The organism is Solibacillus sp. FSL W7-1464 (assembly GCF_038004425.1).
GTDB lineage: Bacteria > Bacillota > Bacilli > Bacillales_A > Planococcaceae > Solibacillus.
Genome location: NZ_JBBORC010000001.1, coordinates 1,096,948 through 1,115,442 on the forward strand (window position 1 = coordinate 1,096,948; position 18,495 = coordinate 1,115,442).

Consider the following 18,495-nt stretch of genomic DNA (forward strand, 5'->3'; position numbering starts at 1 on the left):
CATTTAAAGAAATATGTTTTCTTTTTTCATTTAAAGTGTTATATTATTCACGAATTAGTAGGAATGTTGTACATCAGATGTCTGATCTCTATGTTATGGTGGTGATACTAATTGACAATTAAAGCAGATCATCGTCATTTATACTTACAAGTTATTGATCGTTTGAAGTCAGATATAGATAAAGGGACATATCGTGAGAACGAAAAATTACCCTCAGAGTTCGAACTTTCAAAAACATTAGGTGTAAGTCGTGCAACGCTTCGTGAAGCACTGCGACTTTTGGAAGAAGAAAACATTATTGTCCGTCGTCATGGTGTGGGTACATTCGTCAATCCAAAGCCGGTCTTTACGTCAGGCATTGAACATTTATCGAGTGTATCATCTATGATTGAAAATGCTGGTATGAATCCGGGCACAATCTTCATCAGTGCGAAGGAAGAAAAAGCCACGGAAGATGATGTGGAACGTTTCCAAGCTGACATTGATGACAATGTTATCACGATTGAACGTGTAAGAACGGCCGATAACGAACCGGTCGTCTACTGTGTAGACAAAGTGCCGGCAAATCTATTGCCAAAAGAATTTATAAGTAATCAAAATGTTTCGATTTTCTCGGCTTTAGAGCAAACCGGATCCATCCGTGTCGCATATGCAGTGACATATATCGATCCTGTAGGCTTCCACGATGAAGTATCACCGATATTGAAATGTGGGCCGGAAACAGCATTGCTTGTATTAAAGCAACTTCACTATGATGAAAATGATCGTGTTGTTCTTTATTCAAAAAATTATTTCAGAGCTGACAAATTCAGCTTCCATGTAGTACGTAAACGGGTGTAGAACAATAATTTCTATTATTTAATTCCTGCTAATATCAATTACCTTTGAGGGGGACTCATTAATGAAAAAGCGTAAATTTGGTTTATTAATTTCTTCTGTAGTAGCAACTGGTGCAATTTTGGCGGCATGCGGAACTGACGAAGAGTCAACTGATTCAAAAGACACTTCAAACAATGATTCTAATTCTGGTTCTGAAACAAGCACTGACACAGGTTCTGGCGATTTCTCGATCGCAATGGTTACAGACGTTGGTGGCGTAGACGACAAATCATTCAACCAATCAGCTTGGGAAGGTGTTCAAAAGTTCGGTGCTGACAATGGCTTATCTAAAGGTAACGGTGGTTTTGATTACTTACAATCACAATCAGATGCTGACTACAACACAAACTTAAACAACTTATTACGTCGTGACTTCGATTTAGTATTCGGTGTTGGTTTCATGATGGGTGATGCAATTGAAGAAATCGCTAATGACAATCCAGATGCACAGTTAGCATTAATCGATGCTGAAGTTGCAGCTGACAACGTAGCGAATATCCTGTTCAAAGAGCAAGAAGGTGCTTTCTTAGCGGGTGTTGTTGCAGCTTCAATGTCTGAATCAGGCAAAATCGGTTTCGTAGGCGGTACAGATATCCCAGTAATCAACCGTTTCCACGCTGGTTTCATCGAAGGTGCAAAAGCTGTTAACCCGGATATCGAAATCCAAGTGAACTACACAGGCGTATTCGATGATGCATCTAAAGGTAAAATTGCTGCGAACTCAATGTACTCTTCTGGCGTAGATATTATTTTCCACGCTGCTGGTGGTACTGGTAACGGTGTATTCTCGGAAGCTAAAGAGCGTAAAGCAAAAGATCCGGACGCTAACGTATGGGTAATCGGTGTTGACGCTGACCAGTATGCAGAAGGTCAAGTGGACGACTCTACAAACATCACATTAACTTCTATGTTAAAAGGTGTTAACAACGCAGTAGTGGATATCGCTACTAAAGCGAAAAACGGCGAGTTCCCGGGCGGTACAACAACAGTTTACGGTTTAGCTGAAGACGGTGTTGGCTTAGCGGATTCTCGTGGTGCAATTCCTCAAGAAGTATTAGATAAAGTGGAAGAATATAAAGAGAAAATTGCTTCTGGCGAAATTACAGTTTCAGAAGAAAAACCTAAAGAGTAATAATAATTCTTAATGGAGTAATCATCATAGGGGAATTATTCCCTATGATGATTTTCTAATGTACAGGTTAATTTTTAATATTCAGTAAATTTAGTATTGAGAGAAATGTAAGCGTTATATTTACATTAAATTGTAAAGTAATGGAAGAATCTAGTGTAGAATTCTTCTGAAAAATTAATAGATGAAAGATTTTACCAAAAATCTTTCATGTGTTAATTTTATAAAAATAATTTTTAGATAAATAGCCTAAGGGAGTGAGTCTAGTGGAATATGTGATTGAAATGCTTGGAATCCGAAAAGAGTTCGGTAATTTCGTAGCAAACAATAATATCACCCTCCAGTTAAAAAAAGGCGAAATTCATGCACTACTAGGGGAAAACGGTGCAGGTAAATCGACTTTAATGAATGTACTTTTCGGTCTTTATCAACCAGAAGCCGGAGACATCAAAGTACGCGGGGAATCAGTAAAAATTACAGACCCGAACAAAGCGAATGATTTAGGAATCGGAATGGTGCACCAGCACTTTATGCTCGTGGAAAACTTTACGGTTACTGAAAATATCATTTTAGGAAGCGAACCTACTAAACTGGGTGCCATCAACATTAAAGATGCTGCAAAAGATATTGCTGCATTATCGAAGAAATACAACTTGGATGTGGATCCATATGCGAAAATTGAAGATATTTCTGTCGGAATGCAACAACGTGTAGAAATTTTAAAAACGTTATACCGAGGTGCGGAAATCCTTATTTTTGACGAGCCGACTGCATCATTAACACCGCAGGAAATTACGGAATTGATGGCGATTTTAAAACTTCTGATTAAAGAAGGCAAGTCGATTATCATCATTACGCATAAGCTGAAAGAAATTATGGAAGTATCCGACCGTGTAACGATTATCCGTAAAGGTGAAGGGGTTGGAACAGTCGTAACGAATGAAACAAACCCGGACCAGCTTGCGGAATTAATGGTAGGCCGACAAGTAGAATTCAAAACAGAAAAAGGGGAAGCAAACCCTACTGAAGAAATCTTCAAAATCGAAAACCTGGTTGTAACGGATTACCGGGATGTCGAAAAAGTAAAAGGGCTGAATTTATCGATTCGCCGTGGTGAAATCGTTGGTATTGCGGGGATTGACGGAAATGGTCAGTCAGAATTGATCGAGGCCATTACAGGACTGCGCAAAATTAAGAGCGGTAAAGTAACTTTAGGCGGCAAAGATATTACAGGTTTAAAACCGCGTGAAATTACGGAAACAGGGGTAGGCCATATTCCTCAGGACCGTCACAAACACGGACTTGTTCTGGATTTCCCGATTGGGCATAATATCGCACTGCAAACTTACTATAAATCGCCAATTTCAAAAGGCGTAATTATGGACTATAAAAAAATTAACGAAAAAGCACGTCAAATCATTAAAGAGTATGATGTTCGTTCAGGTCAAGGCGAAATGACGCCTGCACGTGCGCTTTCAGGCGGTAACCAGCAGAAGGCGATCATCGGACGTGAAGTCGACCGTGATCCGGATCTGCTCATCGCAGCACTTCCTACTCGCGGATTGGACGTAGGGGCAATTGAATTTATCCACTCTCGTTTAATCGAACAACGTGATAAAGGAAAAGCCGTATTACTGATTTCGTTTGAATTGGATGAAGTAATGAACGTATCCGACCGCATTGCCGTTATTTATGATGGAACAATCGTCGATACGGTTTATCCGAAAGAAACATCTGAGCAAGAACTGGGCTTATTAATGGCCGGTGAAAAACGTAAAGCAAAGGCAGTTAAGGAGGGGAACGAATAATGTCAAATCGAGTTGTGAATCTGCTCGTTCCACTCATTTCGGTAGTTTTAGGATTACTCGTCGGCGGAATCATCATGGTTGTCAGCGGCTATGATGCAATCGATGGCTATACTGCATTATGGAATGGTATTTTCGGAGATTCTTATTCTATCGGGAATACGATTCGTCAAATTACACCGTATATTTTAGCCGGTCTTGCAGTAGCGTTTGCGTTCCGTACGGGACTGTTCAACATCGGTGTTGAAGGTCAGCTGTTAATGGGCTGGCTTGCAGCGGCATATGTCGGGTATGCAATTGAAGGATTACCACGTGTGATCCACTTGCCATTAGCATTACTGGCGGCTGCGGCAGCAGGTGCATTCTGGGCATTTATCGTCGGTTTCCTGAAAGCAAAACTGCAAGTACATGAAGTAATCGCTTCGATCATGTTAAACTACACAGCATTATATTTAACAAATGCTGCGATCAAATCATTATCGGACGGCGGATTCAAAACGCCGACAGTTTTAGAGTCAGCGACATTACGTAATCAGTGGTTACGTGAAATTACGGATAATTCAAGTCTTCACTTAGGGATTATCGTGGCACTGATCATGGTTGTTGTCATGTGGTTCATTTTAGAGAAAACAACGCGCGGCTATGAGTTGAAAGCAGTAGGGTTCAACAAAAACGCTGCTGAATATGCGGGTATGAACGTAAACCGCAACATCATTCTGGCGATGACAATTTCCGGTGTATTCGCCGGTCTTGGCGGTGCGATGGAAGCATTGGGAACATATCAGAACGCATCGATTAAAGCTGCGGCTTCCGGTATCGGATTCGACGGGATTGCCGTTGCCTTACTAGGTGCAAACAATCCGATCGGTGTATTCTTCGGAGCTTCATTATTCGGTTCCCTGAAATACGGTTCATTAAACATGCCGAACGAAGCAGGTATTCCGGAAGAAATCGTATCGATCATCATTGCAGTAATTATTTTATTCGTAGCTTCAGGCTATATTTTACGTGTTGGTTTACAGAAATTCGGAAAGAAAAAGGAGGGCAAGTAACATGAGCTTTTTAGAAGTGTTATACTTTATCGTCCCTTCTGCCCTTTTATACGCAACACCGCTTATTTTAACAGGTATCGGGGCTCTATTCTCGGAGCGTGCAGGGGTAATTGGTCTTGGTGTTGAAGGGTTAATGATCGTCGGTGCATTTACAGGTATTTATATCAACCTGGAATACTATGATGACTTTGGAAGAAATGTAATCTGGCTTGCATTACTGGCTTCATTGCTGGCAGGAGCAATTTTCTCGCTGATTATTGCAATTGCTGCCGTAACATTCCGTGCAGACCAAACGGTAACGGGTGTTGCTCTGAACATGCTTGCTGCAGCCATCACGGTTTTCCTGGTAAAACTGATTTACGGTAAAGGTCAAACAGATATGGTTCAAGCACCATTACAACGTTTTGAAATACCATATTTAGCCGATATACCGTTTTTAGGACCACTGCTGTTCCATAACGTGTATTCAACAACAATCATTGCATTCATCGTGGCAATCGGTGCATGGTTCGTGCTCTACAAAATGCCATTCGGCCTGCGTATCCGCTCGGTCGGGGAACACCCGATGGCAGCAGATACAATGGGGATCAACGTAGCAAAAATGCGTTATATCGGCGTTATGATCTCAGGGGCTTTAGCAGGTGTCGGTGGTGCATCATTAGCGATGACATCATCAAGTGACTTCTCTGCATCAACAGTAGCCGGACAAGGATTCATCGCCATTGCCGCAATGATCTTCGGTAAATGGCATCCAATCGGTACATTAGGTGCTGCACTATTCTTCGGTTTGGCGCAAACATTAAGTATCGGTGGCGGGAACATCCCATACATTCAGGAAATCCCACCAGTCATTCTGCAAGTTCTGCCATATGTCCTGACAATCCTGGCATTAGCAGGCTTCGTAGGAAAAGCAGTAGCACCAAAAGCATCAGGCGTCCCATACATCAAAGGAAAACGCTAATAATAGAACCGTCTGTACAAAGTCAATTTGTGCAGGCGGTTTTTGTTTTAAAAAATTGGAGTGAATAAAGTACACGCTTCAGGCCCGTTTCGCATCGTCCATAGGCTAAAATGGAAACTACTCTATTAGGTATTCTTGAAAAGTAGTAAGTAAAGCGTAAACTTTGAATTTAAAGGAAATAAAATTTCAGCATACCTTGCCTCGAATTAAATAAGAAGCCAAAACTTTATCCTAATACTGAGTTGTGCGGAGTGGAGGGGCCGACTCCTTGGGGATTAAGCGTGCGCGGAAAATCCACTTGATGTTTGCCGCCGTAGAGGCATACATAAAGTTAGTTGGAGCCACGCCCCCAGGAATAAAGGAACGAATGCTAAGAGCGTCACATCGTGTGACAACGCATTCGTGACCAACATCGTGTTGGCCTCCCGGAACGCAGCACAACGGACCCCATTAAAAAACGCAAAATGCGTCTAGAAATTTTATTAGAAAATTAATTTTTTTATTTTTCAACACCTGCACACTTTCTATTCATAAATGTTACGAATTAGGGAACACTTAGTACGGATAATAACTTTGCACAAATTGAGGCAACACATGTATAGTAGAGAAGAAGCATTTATATTTATATTCACGAGGTAGTCAGGAGGAGTTTTTTTGTTTTTAACAACAGAAATCGCGAAAGGTGTTTCGCTTCATATACGACAAACCGCCCAATTCAAAACGGTGAACTTTTCGGTCAAATGGAGAGCACCATTAAATGAAGAAACAGCGGCACAGCGTACAGTATTATCGAATGTCCTACAGCACAGCAACGAAAAATTTCCAACATCGGCAAGTTATCGAAGCTATTTAGATGACCTGTTCGGCACAGTATTGTATTTTGACACAGCAAAGCGCGGTCAGGAGCATACCGTACTCTTGAATGTCGAAACAGTAAACGACCAGTATTTATCGCATGGCAATGTATTAAATGAAGTAATCGACCTGATCCAGGAAGCGATCTTCAAACCGAACTACGAAAACGGTGTGTTTAAAGAATCGATCGTCAACCGTGAAAAAGAAATGGTCATCCAACGAATCCAGTCGATTTTTGATGACAAATCACGCTACGCTCAAAAACGTTTAACGGAAATCCTCCGTCCAAACAGCGCAGCATCATTTTCTGCAAACGGAAATATCGAAGCCGTAAAAGCAATTACACCACAATCATTGACAAAAACATATGAAGATATGCTAGCAAATGATGTCATTGATATTTATGTTGTCGGCGATATTAATGTTGAAGAAATGACGCAAAAGCTAAAAGCAGCGTTCCCGTTTGCTGACCGCAATGCGCTACAAAAGACACAAGAAGATACAACTCCTGCAAACGTTGAACCGTACACGAAAGAAACGCAGGAAATGAAACAAGGGAAACTGCATATCGGCTACTCGACACCTGTACGATTCGGCGATGAAGACTTCCCGAAAATGCAAATTTTCAACGGGATCTTTGGCGGGTATGCCCATTCAAAATTGTTTATGAATGTCCGTGAAAAAGAAAGTTTGGCTTATTATGCATCAAGCTCTTACTCTTCACAATATGGATTACTGTTTGTCGTGTCAGGTATTGAACCGGCAAATGAAGAAAAGGCACGCCAATTAATTGCAGAACAGTTAAAAGTGATGCAAAATGGGGAAATTACCGATTTGGAATTGGCGCAAACGAAGGCGATGCTTATTAACCAGTTAAAAGAAGCATTGGATTCACCTCGTGGCCAAATTGAAATTTTTGACCAATACAAAGCATTAGACGAACCGTTTACTATGGATACGTGGACAGCACGCTGGCAATCCGTGTCAAAAGAAGATGTGCAGAAAGTGGCACAGGATATTAAATTAGAAGCAACGTATTTCTTATGCGGTAAGGGGGAGTAATCCATGGAAACAATTGAATTCCAGCAACTAGATGAAACATTATATTACAAGCAGCTAAACAATGGATTAGACGTTTACATTTTGCCGAAAAAAGGCTTTTCAAAAACATTCGTAACTTTCACAACAAAGTATGGTTCGATTGACCGTACATTCGTACCGATCGGAGAAACAGAGCCGGTTACTGTACCGGACGGGATTGCCCACTTTTTAGAGCATAAAATGTTCGAAAAGGAAGACGGGGATGTATTCCAAAAGTTCAGTGAAGTCGGCGCGCAGGCGAATGCCTTCACATCATTTACCCGCACAGCTTACCTGTTCTCTGCAACAGACCATATTTATAAAAGTACGGAAACATTACTCAATTTCGTACAGGAGCCGTACTTCACGGAAGAAACGGTAAATAAAGAAAAAGGCATTATCGGACAGGAAATTACGATGTACGATGATCAGCCGGACTGGCGTCTATATTTTGGCGCGATCGAAAACATGTACCATAACCACCCGGTGAAAATTGATATTGCCGGCACGATCGATTCAATCGACGGAATTACTGCCGAGCATTTATATACTTGCTACAACACATTCTACCACCCGTCAAACATGCTGATGTTCGTCATCGGTGCAGTAGACCCTGTTGAGATGATGGCATTTATAGAAGACAACCAAAACAAAAAAACATTCCAGGAGCCGACAGACTTAAAACGCTTGTTTGATGAAGAACCAACAAATGTGGCGGAAAAAGAGCGCGTGCTTCATATGGATGTTCAAAAGCCAAAAGTGTATGTCGGATTAAAGGCGAAGCAAGTGGATTTTAGCGGCGAAGAAATGCTGAAGCATGAGCTTGCTGTACAAATCGGTGTTGAGTGTTTATTCGGCCGCGCGTCTTCGTTCTATACAGATGTGTATGAAAACGGCTTGATCGATGAATCTTACGGCTATGATTTCTCTTTGGAATACGGCTATGGTTTCGGATTGATCGGTTCAGATTCTGAACAGCCCGAGCAGCTTGCCAAACTGATTAAAGAGAAGATGGCACAATCAGAACGTGAAAAGCTATTTACAACAGAAGATGTAGAACGTATTAAACGCAAAAAAATCGGGTTCTTCCTGCGTGCCCTGAATTCAATCGAATTTATCGCCAACCAGTTTACACGCTACAAATTCAACGATATGAACCTATTCGATGTTGTACCGGTACTGGAGACAATTACAGTCGAAGATATCGAAAAAGCATTTGAAACGATTCAAGGTGAAGAGCAACAAACGGTATTTACAATCATGCCGGTTAGCGGGCGCTATCAAAAATGAAGAAATTTGCATTAGTTTGCGGTGCATCCGGAGCGATTGGGCAGGCAATTTGCCAGCAATTAGCACAGGATGGATGGTCACTCTATCTGCATTATCATACTGGGCATACTGTCATTGACAGTATGCTTCAGGCGTTTTCGGAAAACTTTCCGGATCAGGAGTTTATTCCGGTAAAAGCAGATTTCAGCAGCGATACCGGGGCGGAGCAAATTGCCGCCCAAATTTATTCATTGCAGGCGATCGTCTTTGCGAACGGCCATGCATTTTATGATTTACTGGAAAATACGCCAGCAGAGGAAATGACTAAACTTTGGCACGTTCATGTACAAAATCCGATGCGGACGACGGCCCTGCTTGCAGGCAAATTACGAGCAAACAAAGTCAGCTATGTCCTTGTCATCGGTTCGATCTGGGGTGATGTCGGGGCAGCGGGCGAAGTAGCGTACTCAGCTGTAAAAGGTGCTCAGCACAGCTTCGTGAAAGCCTACTCGCAGGAAGCGGCGTATAGCGGTATTCGCGTTAATGCAATTGCACCCGGAATCATCAATACGAAGATGAATGCAAAGTTTGATGCCAGTGAACGAGAAATGATCGAAAGCCAAATTCCGTTGCAATCATTTGGGGAAGCGCTTGATATTGCAAATATGGCAGCTTTTTATTTGAGCGGCCGCGCCGATTATGTAACAGGACAAATAATTCGTGTTAATGGTGGCTGGTACATATAATTTCCCGATATCCGCACATACTATCTGTGCGAGAGGAGGGAAAGCACATGGGAATTTTACAAAACTGGGAACAATGGACAAGCTTCTTAGGTAAACAAGTATCTGATGCAAAAGAAAGCGGCATGCCTAATAAAATGATTGAGAAAGCCGCAGTTCAGATCGGTGAGTATCTTGCGAAGAACGTTGACCCCCAAAACGAACAAGAGCGTGTATTATCGGATTTATGGTCTGTTGCCGAAAAGGACGAAAAGCAAGCGATTGCAAGCTGCATTATGAAGCTCGTTCAACATAAGGCTACACACTAATTGGTTTTACGAAAAAATGTCACTCACAGTATCAGTGAGCGGCATTTTTTTCGGTATACATAGAGGAAATTTACTTGTATGATTTTCTAATAGTTCCAATCTTCAACCTGTAAATGCACGATTGTCCAACAATGATGCTTCTAGAACATGTTTTTTCAAAAATTATTTCAAGAAAACTAACAAAAACGTGGCTTTCTAACTTTTCAATAGGTAGAAAATCCGCTATGATGGAACTTGTAAGAAATAAATACGTTTCTATTATGAGGGGACAGATACGAAATGGGCGAATGGTATTTTGAATATGAAATTCAAGTGAATCGACCAGGTTTATTAGGAGATATTGCATCGCTGTTAGGAATGCTTCGCGTTAATATTGTCTCGATTAACGGTGTGGATGAGGAGCATCGAGGAATGCTGTTATCTACAGAAAACGAAGAATCTATCCAGCGTTTTATTTCAATCGTCTCAACAATGGAAAATATCAACGTAACAAGATTTCGTGAGCCAAAACTGCGTGATCGATTGGCTGTTCGGCATGGACATTATATCCCCAAAGATGCGGATGAAAAAAACACATTCCGGTTCGTACGTGACGAATTAGGAATTTTAGTTGATTTTATGGCCGAATTATTCAAAAAGGAAGGGTCTAAATTAATTGGAATCCGTGGAATGCCGCGAGTTGGAAAAACAGAGTCGATCGTTGCCGCAAGTGTTTGTGCGAATAAAAAATGGATTTTCATTTCTTCTACTATGATTAAACAAACCGTCCGCAATGCGTTGATGGGCGATGAGTTTAATGGGAATAATATTTTTATATTGGATGGTGCCGTGACACGTCGCTCGACGGATGAACGCCACCAGCAGTTAGTTCGGGAAATCATGGGTATGCCGACGATAAAAGTCATTGAGCATCCAGATCTGTTCGTACAGCATTCATCATATAAAATAGAAGATTTTGACTATATTATCGAATTGCGCCATGAGCCGGATGAAGAAATAACATATGAAATTATCGAGAAGAATAATATGTTATCGAGTACAGACCATTTTGGCGGGTTTGGTTTTTAGTGAATAAGAGGGTACATGATGTGCCAACTTTATTTGAATATATTAAAAGTAGGTGTTTTTTTTGACGGAACTAGGAGCTCGCTTGAAGGAAGCGAGATTAGCTAGAGGCTATAGTTTAGATGATTTGCAAAATATCACAAAAATCCAGAAACGTTATTTAATAGGAATCGAAGAAGGCAACTATACGATTATGCCTGGTTCTTTCTATGTACGTGCCTTCATTAAGCAGTATGCCGAAGCAGTTGGTTTAGATGCGGATGAAGTATTGACTGAATATCGTAAAGACATTCCGGAAATGCAAAAAGAAGAGGTCGCACAATCGTTCACGCAAAGTCCGAGTCGCCGTAATATGAAAGCGACATCGAACAATAAAATGATGGAAGCAATGCCGAAATTGATCGTTGCATTGTTTGCGATTGTCATTATTGTCGTGATTACAACGCTATACTTCCAAAAAACGGACAATGTACCGGATGCAGTAGAAGATAACAAGCCGATTGAATACGAACAAAATCCGAATTCAGCACCAGCAAAACCTGTTGAAGACAACGAAGAAGACACAGACGCAGACGCTGAAGAAGACACTGAAGAAAATGTGGTGCCTGAAGAACCTGTCACGGAAGAGCCTGAAGCAGTTCAAACGATCAGTGAAGGTGTTGTACAAGGTGAAGATTCAACATTTGAAGTATCAGGAACAGACAGCTTAAAAGTTCGTGTTGTAGTATCAGGTGATACATGGGTTGGCATTCGTAACGAAAACCGCAATGAGCAAGTGCCGGCACGTGTCTACAAAGCAGGCGAAGTTGTCGAACATGATTCAACTGCAAATGGTTATGCACGTATTCGCTTAGGAAACTCAAAAGTGGCAAAAGTTTACGTGAATGATGTAGAATTAACATACGCACAAGATCTCGTTTCGCAAAACGTGATTTTAAAGTTAGTAAATGAAGAACAACAAGGAGAGTAGTCATCTTTAAAGATGGCTCTTTTCTTTCGATGAAAGGTGTTAGCAAATGAACATTCCAAATAAGATTACAGTCTCGCGCATTTTATTAATCCCACTATTTGTGATTGTAATGATGTTTGATTTCGGTTGGGGGAATATGACGCTGTTTGGCGCGGAAATGCAAGTGAACTATTTTGTCGGGGCACTTATTTTTATTTTCGCATCTGCAACGGACTGGGTAGACGGCTACTATGCCCGCAAATATAATTTAGTGACGAACTTAGGGAAGTTTCTGGACCCGCTTGCAGACAAGCTGCTCGTTTCTGCTGCCTTTATTTTACTGGTGGAAATCGACCTGGCACCTGCATGGATTGTCATTATCATTATTTCGCGTGAGTTCGCGGTGACGGGACTGCGACTGATTTTAGCAGGACAAGGGGAAGTCGTAGCGGCAAACCAGCTTGGTAAAATTAAAACGTGGGCCCAAATCGTAGCGATTTCTGCATTGATTTTACACAATACGATTTTTACATTGGTTGGCATACCTTTTGATACGATTATGCTTTATGTAGCATTGTTCTTTACAGTATGGTCAGGATGGGATTATTTCTATCTGAACCGTCGTGCACTGTTGGATTCAAAATAAATAAAATTTCTAAAACTAGGTTAGAATTTCTTTTAGGATAGGTAATAGTAATAAGTATCCGTAAAAGATAGAACAAGACTCGTGAAGGCGAGGAATGTTTTTCTAATCTAGTTTTTTTTACAGCCGTTATTTTAGCAAATGCTGTAAAAAAAGCCTCTGGCAGATGGCAAAGATTTTTTAAAGGAAAGGAAGTCAGCCTAAAAAAGTCGCGTCGTGCGGCAACCGCTGACTGACCCGTATCCTGTGGGCCTGCAATTTTGCCGAGGCGATATTGATATGATATTTAGGGGGTTTTAGGAATGAATGCAGAAATTATAGCGGTAGGATCGGAGTTATTATTAGGGCAAATCGCCAACACGAACGCGAAATTTATTTCGAGCCAGCTTTCGGAACTTGGCATCAATGTTTATTATCATACAGTTGTGGGAGATAACGAGGCGCGGCTTTTAGAGGCGATCAAAGTTGCGGAACAGCGCGCAGATCTTATTATCTTCTCGGGTGGTTTAGGTCCGACAAAGGATGATTTGACGAAGGAAGCGATTGCGAAACATTTGAATCGTACGCTAGTGTTCGACGAAACGGCGCTGTTTGCAATTGAGGAGTTTTTCTCGAAGCAAAGACGTCCAATGACGGAAAACAACCGGAAACAGGCGCTCGTGCTGGATGGCTGTGATGTATTGCTGAATCAGCACGGTATGGCACCGGGTATGTTTTTAAAGGAAAATGACCGCATTTATATTTTGCTTCCGGGTCCGCCGAAAGAACTCGAGCCGATGTTCCAATATGAAACAAAGCCAAAACTGGCGGCACTTCTCCATGACGGCGGTGTCATTTTATCGCATGTGCTACGCTTTTACGGCATTGGTGAAGCAGATCTGGAAACCCGCATACAGAACATTTTGGATGAACAGACAAATCCAACAGTAGCACCGCTAGCCTCAGACGGTGAAGTAACATTGCGCATTACGGCAAAAGCGCAAAACGAACCACAGGCATTTCGTCTTATTGAATTGAAGAAACGTGAAATACTCGATATAGTCGGGGAATACTATTACGGGGTAAATGACGAGTCATTAGGCTTCAAACTTGTGCAAATGCTTCTGGAAAATGAATTGACGGTTTCCGCTGCCGAAAGTTTAACGGCCGGTCTGTTCCAGTCTGAGCTGGCAGAAGTGCCGGGTGTCGGGTCCGCATTAATCGGCGGTGTCGTAACCTATACGAAAGAAGCGAAAATCAAACACCTCGGTATTTCCGAAGAACTGCTGGATGAATACGGAATCGTCAGCAGTGAATGTGCTGCGGCAATGGCGACACAAGTCCGTGAAAAGTTCGGTACGGATATCGGTGTCGGGCTGACGGGTGCAGCAGGACCGGGCGATCATGACGGACAGCCAGCAGGATCGATCTGGGTTGGGATTAAGATCGGTGAAACAGAGCCGCTCACATACAGACTGCAATTATCCGGTTCAAGAAATACAAACCGGATCCGCGCGGTGAAGTTTACGTTCAGCTATTTAATGAGGGAACTGGCGAATCAAGGGTACAAAAAATTGATTTAGTTGTCGGTTTGTTTTGAAAAAGACGATTTGGTCCGCTGTTTAAGGGCATTCAGGAACATTCAAAGAAAAAGCGAAAATATGTTCGCTTTTTTCTTGAATGTTATCTCATTAGCAAGTATAATAGAGACATAAGTTAAATAAAGCTTTTTCTTAAGGAGGAAATAGTTTGAGCGATCGTAAAGCAGCATTAGATATGGCGTTAAAACAAATAGAAAAACAATTCGGTAAAGGTTCTGTCATGAAGTTGGGTGAAAACTCGAACAACAAAATCGATACAACTTCATCAGGCTCTATCGCAATAGATGCAGCACTAGGTATAGGCGGATACCCGCGCGGACGTATTGTAGAAGTTTACGGACCGGAATCATCTGGTAAAACAACTGTTACATTACATGCCATCGCGGAAATTCAGGCTAACGGCGGTACAGCAGCATTTATCGATGCTGAGCACGCACTTGACCCGGTATACGCACAAAAACTGGGCGTTAACATTGACGAATTATTATTATCACAGCCGGATACAGGTGAACAAGCACTTGAAATCGCGGAAGCATTAGTGCGTTCTGGCGCGATCGATATTATCGTAATCGACTCTGTAGCAGCATTAGTGCCAAAAGCAGAGATCGAAGGCGAAATGGGTGACTCGCACATGGGTCTCCAAGCGCGTTTAATGTCTCAGGCATTACGTAAATTATCGGGTGTCATCAACAAATCGAATACGCTTGCTATTTTCATCAACCAAGTTCGTGAAAAAATCGGTGTTATGTTCGGTAACCCGGAAACAACAACAGGTGGACGTGCCCTTAAATTCTACTCTTCTATCCGTTTAGAAGTACGTCGCGGTGAAGCGATCAAGCAAGGTACAGAAATTATCGGTAACAAAACAAAAATCAAAGTCGTAAAAAATAAAGTAGCACCACCATTCCGTACAGCGGAAGTTGATATTATGTACGGTGAAGGGATTTCAAAAGAAGGCGAAATCGTCGACATCGGTGCAGAACTGGACATCATCCAAAAAAGCGGTTCCTGGTATTCTTACAACAGTGAGCGAATCGGCCAAGGTCGCGAAAATGTAAAACAATTCTTCAAAGAAAACCCTGCAATGAAAGAAGAAGTAACGGAAAAAATCCGTCAACACTTCGGTATCGGCGAACTCGGCTACACAATCGGCGCCAACGATACAACAGATGAAGAAGAACTGGACGAACTAGAATTATTCGAAAACGAAAAAGAATAATAGTGCAGACCCAAGCGAAGAATTTTGCTTGGGTTTTTGTTTTGGATTGGGGAGACTTGCAGGGGAGGGCGGTTTTGTGGCTTTGGTTAGATGGATGGGAGCGGGATTTGATTGATGGGATAGCGGGGTGTGCTGTACCTGGGGATTTTATTAGAACAACTATGGGGTTTATTAGAACAACTGCGGGGGATATTAGAAGATTAGGAGCGGTTATTAGAAAATGTTTGTGCTGTTGCAGATTTTGGATAGCGTTGCGTGCGGAAAGTGGCGAGAAAATGCTGCCGGGAATTTTTATTAGAACAAATTTTGGTATATTAAAAAATCTGCCTGGATATTAGAAGATCAGAAGAGGATATTCGAAAATCGGGAACACTTATTAGAAGAAGTGCCCGATATATTAGAAGATCGGACATTTATTAGAACAAATAAAAATATATTAGAACTTTTCAAGATATATTAGAACTTCCGGCCGCCAAGTGGGCACTGGAATTTGCCGGAACTTTTATTAGAACATCTATGGAGTTTATTAGAAGAACTCTGAGTGATATTAGAAGATTTGAAGCATTTATTAGAAAACATTTGTGCCAATGCTGATTTTGAATAGTGTTGCGTGCGGAAAGTGGCGAGAAAATGCTGCCGGGAATTTTTATTAGAACAAATTTTGGTATATTAGAAAATCTCGCCTGGATATTGGAAGATCAGAAGAGGATATTTGAAAATCGGGAACACTTATTAGAAGAAGCGCCTGATATATTAGAAGACTGAACATTTATTAGAACAAATAAAAATATATTAGAACTTTTCAAGATCTATTAGAACTTCCAGCCGCCTCGGCCACCCCGCCTGCCGCATCTCCTGAAACTTCCAGCCACCCCGCTGGCCGCACTGAAGCCAAGCCCGCCCATCAAATTCAGGAAACCCAACAATATACAAAACCCATCTCCACCCAACCCCCACCCCAAAATATAAAAACCCCTTAAACCATGGCTATTCTTGACATACCTTATTTTGAACTATACAATTAAAATGTATAATTTCTAAATTTTGAAATGAATAGGCGGTATGTTTGAACAATTCAGATATATTATGCCGACTAAAAGAACATCAGACATATATAGGCATAGGAGGGAAACGATATGGAAATGATACTCCCTGCTTTGCTAGGATTCGCTGTCGGTGTCGCTGTTATCTATTTCTACATGAAAAACGTGAATGAATCAAAAGTGACTGGTGCAAAGCATGTTGCCGAACAAATCGTGGAAGACGCGAAACGTGAAGCGGATGCACTTAAAAAGGAAGCACTGCTTGAAGCAAAGGATGAAACTCACAAATTTCGAACTGAAGCGGAAAATGACATTCGTGACCGTCGTGGAGAGCTTCAGAAACAAGAGAACCGTTTATTGCAAAGAGAAGAAAACCTTGACCGCAAAGATGATACTCTGAACAAAAGAGAGATAAGCCTGGAGCGTAAGGAAGAAGCTCTGGCTAGCAGACAACAGCATATTGAACAGATGGAAAGCAAAGTAGAACAACTTGTTGCAAGTCAAAAAACTGAGCTTGAGCGCATTGCAGCACTGACTCGTGAAGAAGCGAAAGAGGTCATCTTGAAGGAAGTTGAAAACGAACTTTCTACAGATATCGCTGTAATGACAAAAGAATCGGAAATGCGTGCAAAAGAAGAATCAGACAAAAAGGCTCGAGAAATTTTATCACTTGCATTACAACGCTTTGCAGCTGACCATGTTGCAGAAACAACAGTGTCCGTTGTAAATCTGCCGAATGATGAGATGAAAGGCCGTATTATCGGTCGTGAAGGTCGTAACATCCGTACGTTAGAGACGCTTACAGGTATCGATCTGATTATCGATGATACACCTGAAGCCGTAATTTTATCCGGCTTTGATCCGATCCGCCGTGAAACAGCTCGTCTTGCATTGGAAAAACTAGTTCAAGATGGTCGTATTCACCCGGCACGTATCGAGGAAATGGTTGAAAAATCCCGCCGTGAAGTGGACGAGCAAATCCGCGAAACAGGTGAACAAACAACATTTGAAGTAGGTATCCATAACCTGCATCCGGACTTGATGAAAATCCTTGGTCGTATGAAGTATCGTACAAGCTATGGTCAAAATGTATTGAAACACTCAATCGAAGTAGCCCACTTATCAGGACTGCTTGCTGCTGAACTGGGCGAAGATGTAACATTAGCGCGTCGTGCAGGTTTACTGCATGATATCGGTAAAGCGATCGACCATGAAGTCGAAGGAAGCCACGTTGAAATCGGTGTGGAACTGGCAACGAAGTATAAAGAACACCCAGTTGTGATTAACTCGATTGCTTCCCACCACGGAGATACAGAAGCAACTTCAGTCATTGCCGTACTTGTAGCAGCAGCCGATGCATTATCAGCAGCCCGCCCAGGTGCCCGCAGTGAAACATTGGAAAACTATATTCGCCGCCTTGAAAAGCTGGAAGAAATCTCTGAAAGTTATGACGGCGTTGAAAAATCATTTGCGATCCAAGCAGGTCGTGAAGTACGAATTATCGTACAACCAGAAAAAATCGATGATCTGGCATCACATCGTTTAGCGCGAGATATCCGCAAACGCATTGAAGAAGAACTCGATTATCCGGGTCACATCAAAGTTACCGTTATTCGTGAAACACGTTCGGTGGAGTATGCGAAATAAGTAACTTATCAACAATCGAAAATCCGTACATTTAGGATAGAATAAAAGACATCCATTTCTCTCTAAGAGGGAAGTGGATGTTTTTTTGATGATTTTTCTTCCAATGAATGGCCGGAACCTACAAAAAGACAATTTCCAATTCCATGCTTTACTTGAGCGACTCCAAATAGGTACTGAGACACTTTTCGTGATATGAAATTTTCTCGGAAATAGTAATTTATAATTACGAAGTTTCATCATATCCTTGAAAATTAATGTTTTTTAGACA

General features: G+C 41.7%; 16 protein-coding genes. All 16 read left to right on the forward strand.

Translation table 11 applies throughout. The features are described 5' to 3' along the window. The first annotated feature begins 111 nt into the window (after positions 1-111). Positions 112-840, forward strand: a complete 729-nt coding sequence (locus MKZ25_RS05210) for a GntR family transcriptional regulator (RefSeq protein ID WP_014824455.1) — start codon at positions 112-114, stop codon at positions 838-840. A 61-nt stretch (positions 841-901) separates the two neighbouring features. After that, positions 902-2,011, forward strand: a complete 1,110-nt coding sequence (locus MKZ25_RS05215; protein ID WP_340800523.1) for a BMP family lipoprotein — start codon at positions 902-904, stop codon at positions 2,009-2,011. Between the two features lie 263 nt (positions 2,012-2,274). After that, positions 2,275-3,816 carry an ABC transporter ATP-binding protein gene (locus tag MKZ25_RS05220; protein WP_340800524.1) on the forward strand — a complete coding sequence of 514 codons (1,542 nt, stop codon included), beginning with the start codon at positions 2,275-2,277 and terminating at the stop codon, positions 3,814-3,816. Then, the gene (locus MKZ25_RS05225; protein ID WP_340800525.1) at positions 3,816-4,865 is read left to right on the forward strand and encodes an ABC transporter permease; all 1,050 of its coding nucleotides are present in this window, start codon (positions 3,816-3,818) and stop codon (positions 4,863-4,865) included. The genes MKZ25_RS05220 and MKZ25_RS05225 overlap by 1 nt, the downstream gene beginning before the upstream one ends. A 1-nt stretch (position 4,866) precedes the next feature. Next, positions 4,867-5,826 carry an ABC transporter permease gene (locus tag MKZ25_RS05230; protein WP_340800526.1) on the forward strand — a complete coding sequence of 320 codons (960 nt, stop codon included), beginning with the start codon at positions 4,867-4,869 and terminating at the stop codon, positions 5,824-5,826. Between the two features lie 654 nt (positions 5,827-6,480). Continuing rightward, positions 6,481-7,743, forward strand: coding sequence for an EF-P 5-aminopentanol modification-associated protein YfmF (gene yfmF / locus MKZ25_RS05235; protein WP_340800527.1), 1,263 nt, complete (start codon positions 6,481-6,483; stop codon positions 7,741-7,743). Positions 7,744-7,746: 3 nt separating this feature from the next. After that, entirely contained in the window at positions 7,747-9,051 is a 1,305-nt protein-coding gene (gene yfmH, locus MKZ25_RS05240; RefSeq protein WP_340800528.1) for an EF-P 5-aminopentanol modification-associated protein YfmH, read from the forward strand. Beyond that, positions 9,048-9,776, forward strand: a complete 729-nt coding sequence (ymfI, locus tag MKZ25_RS05245) for an elongation factor P 5-aminopentanone reductase (protein ID WP_340800529.1) — start codon at positions 9,048-9,050, stop codon at positions 9,774-9,776. Before yfmH ends, ymfI begins: the two co-directional genes overlap by 4 nt. 47 nt (positions 9,777-9,823) lie before the next feature. Further along, positions 9,824-10,081, forward strand: a complete 258-nt coding sequence (locus MKZ25_RS05250; RefSeq protein WP_340800530.1) for a DUF3243 domain-containing protein — start codon at positions 9,824-9,826, stop codon at positions 10,079-10,081. Positions 10,082-10,360: 279 nt separating this feature from the next. Further along, complete coding sequence (locus tag MKZ25_RS05255; protein WP_340800531.1) at positions 10,361-11,149, forward strand: DUF3388 domain-containing protein; 789 nt, start codon at positions 10,361-10,363, stop codon at positions 11,147-11,149. Positions 11,150-11,201: 52 nt separating this feature from the next. After that, entirely contained in the window at positions 11,202-12,116 is a 915-nt protein-coding gene (locus tag MKZ25_RS05260; RefSeq protein WP_340800532.1) for a helix-turn-helix domain-containing protein, read from the forward strand. A 46-nt stretch (positions 12,117-12,162) separates the two neighbouring features. Further along, a complete protein-coding gene (gene pgsA, locus MKZ25_RS05265; protein ID WP_340800533.1) occupies positions 12,163-12,741 on the forward strand; it encodes a CDP-diacylglycerol--glycerol-3-phosphate 3-phosphatidyltransferase in 579 nt (192 codons plus the stop codon). A gap of 299 nt (positions 12,742-13,040) precedes the next feature. Then, on the forward strand, positions 13,041-14,300 hold the full coding sequence (locus tag MKZ25_RS05270; RefSeq protein WP_340800534.1) for a competence/damage-inducible protein A: 1,260 nt from the start codon (positions 13,041-13,043) through the stop codon (positions 14,298-14,300). Between the two features lie 166 nt (positions 14,301-14,466). Continuing rightward, the gene (recA, locus tag MKZ25_RS05275) at positions 14,467-15,537 is read left to right on the forward strand and encodes a recombinase RecA (protein ID WP_340800535.1); all 1,071 of its coding nucleotides are present in this window, start codon (positions 14,467-14,469) and stop codon (positions 15,535-15,537) included. Between the two features lie 74 nt (positions 15,538-15,611). Further along, the gene (locus MKZ25_RS05280) at positions 15,612-15,875 is read left to right on the forward strand and encodes a hypothetical protein (protein ID WP_340800536.1); all 264 of its coding nucleotides are present in this window, start codon (positions 15,612-15,614) and stop codon (positions 15,873-15,875) included. Between the two features lie 798 nt (positions 15,876-16,673). Next, complete coding sequence (gene rny / locus MKZ25_RS05285; protein WP_340800537.1) at positions 16,674-18,227, forward strand: ribonuclease Y; 1,554 nt, start codon at positions 16,674-16,676, stop codon at positions 18,225-18,227. Positions 18,228-18,495: the final 268 nt, after the last annotated feature.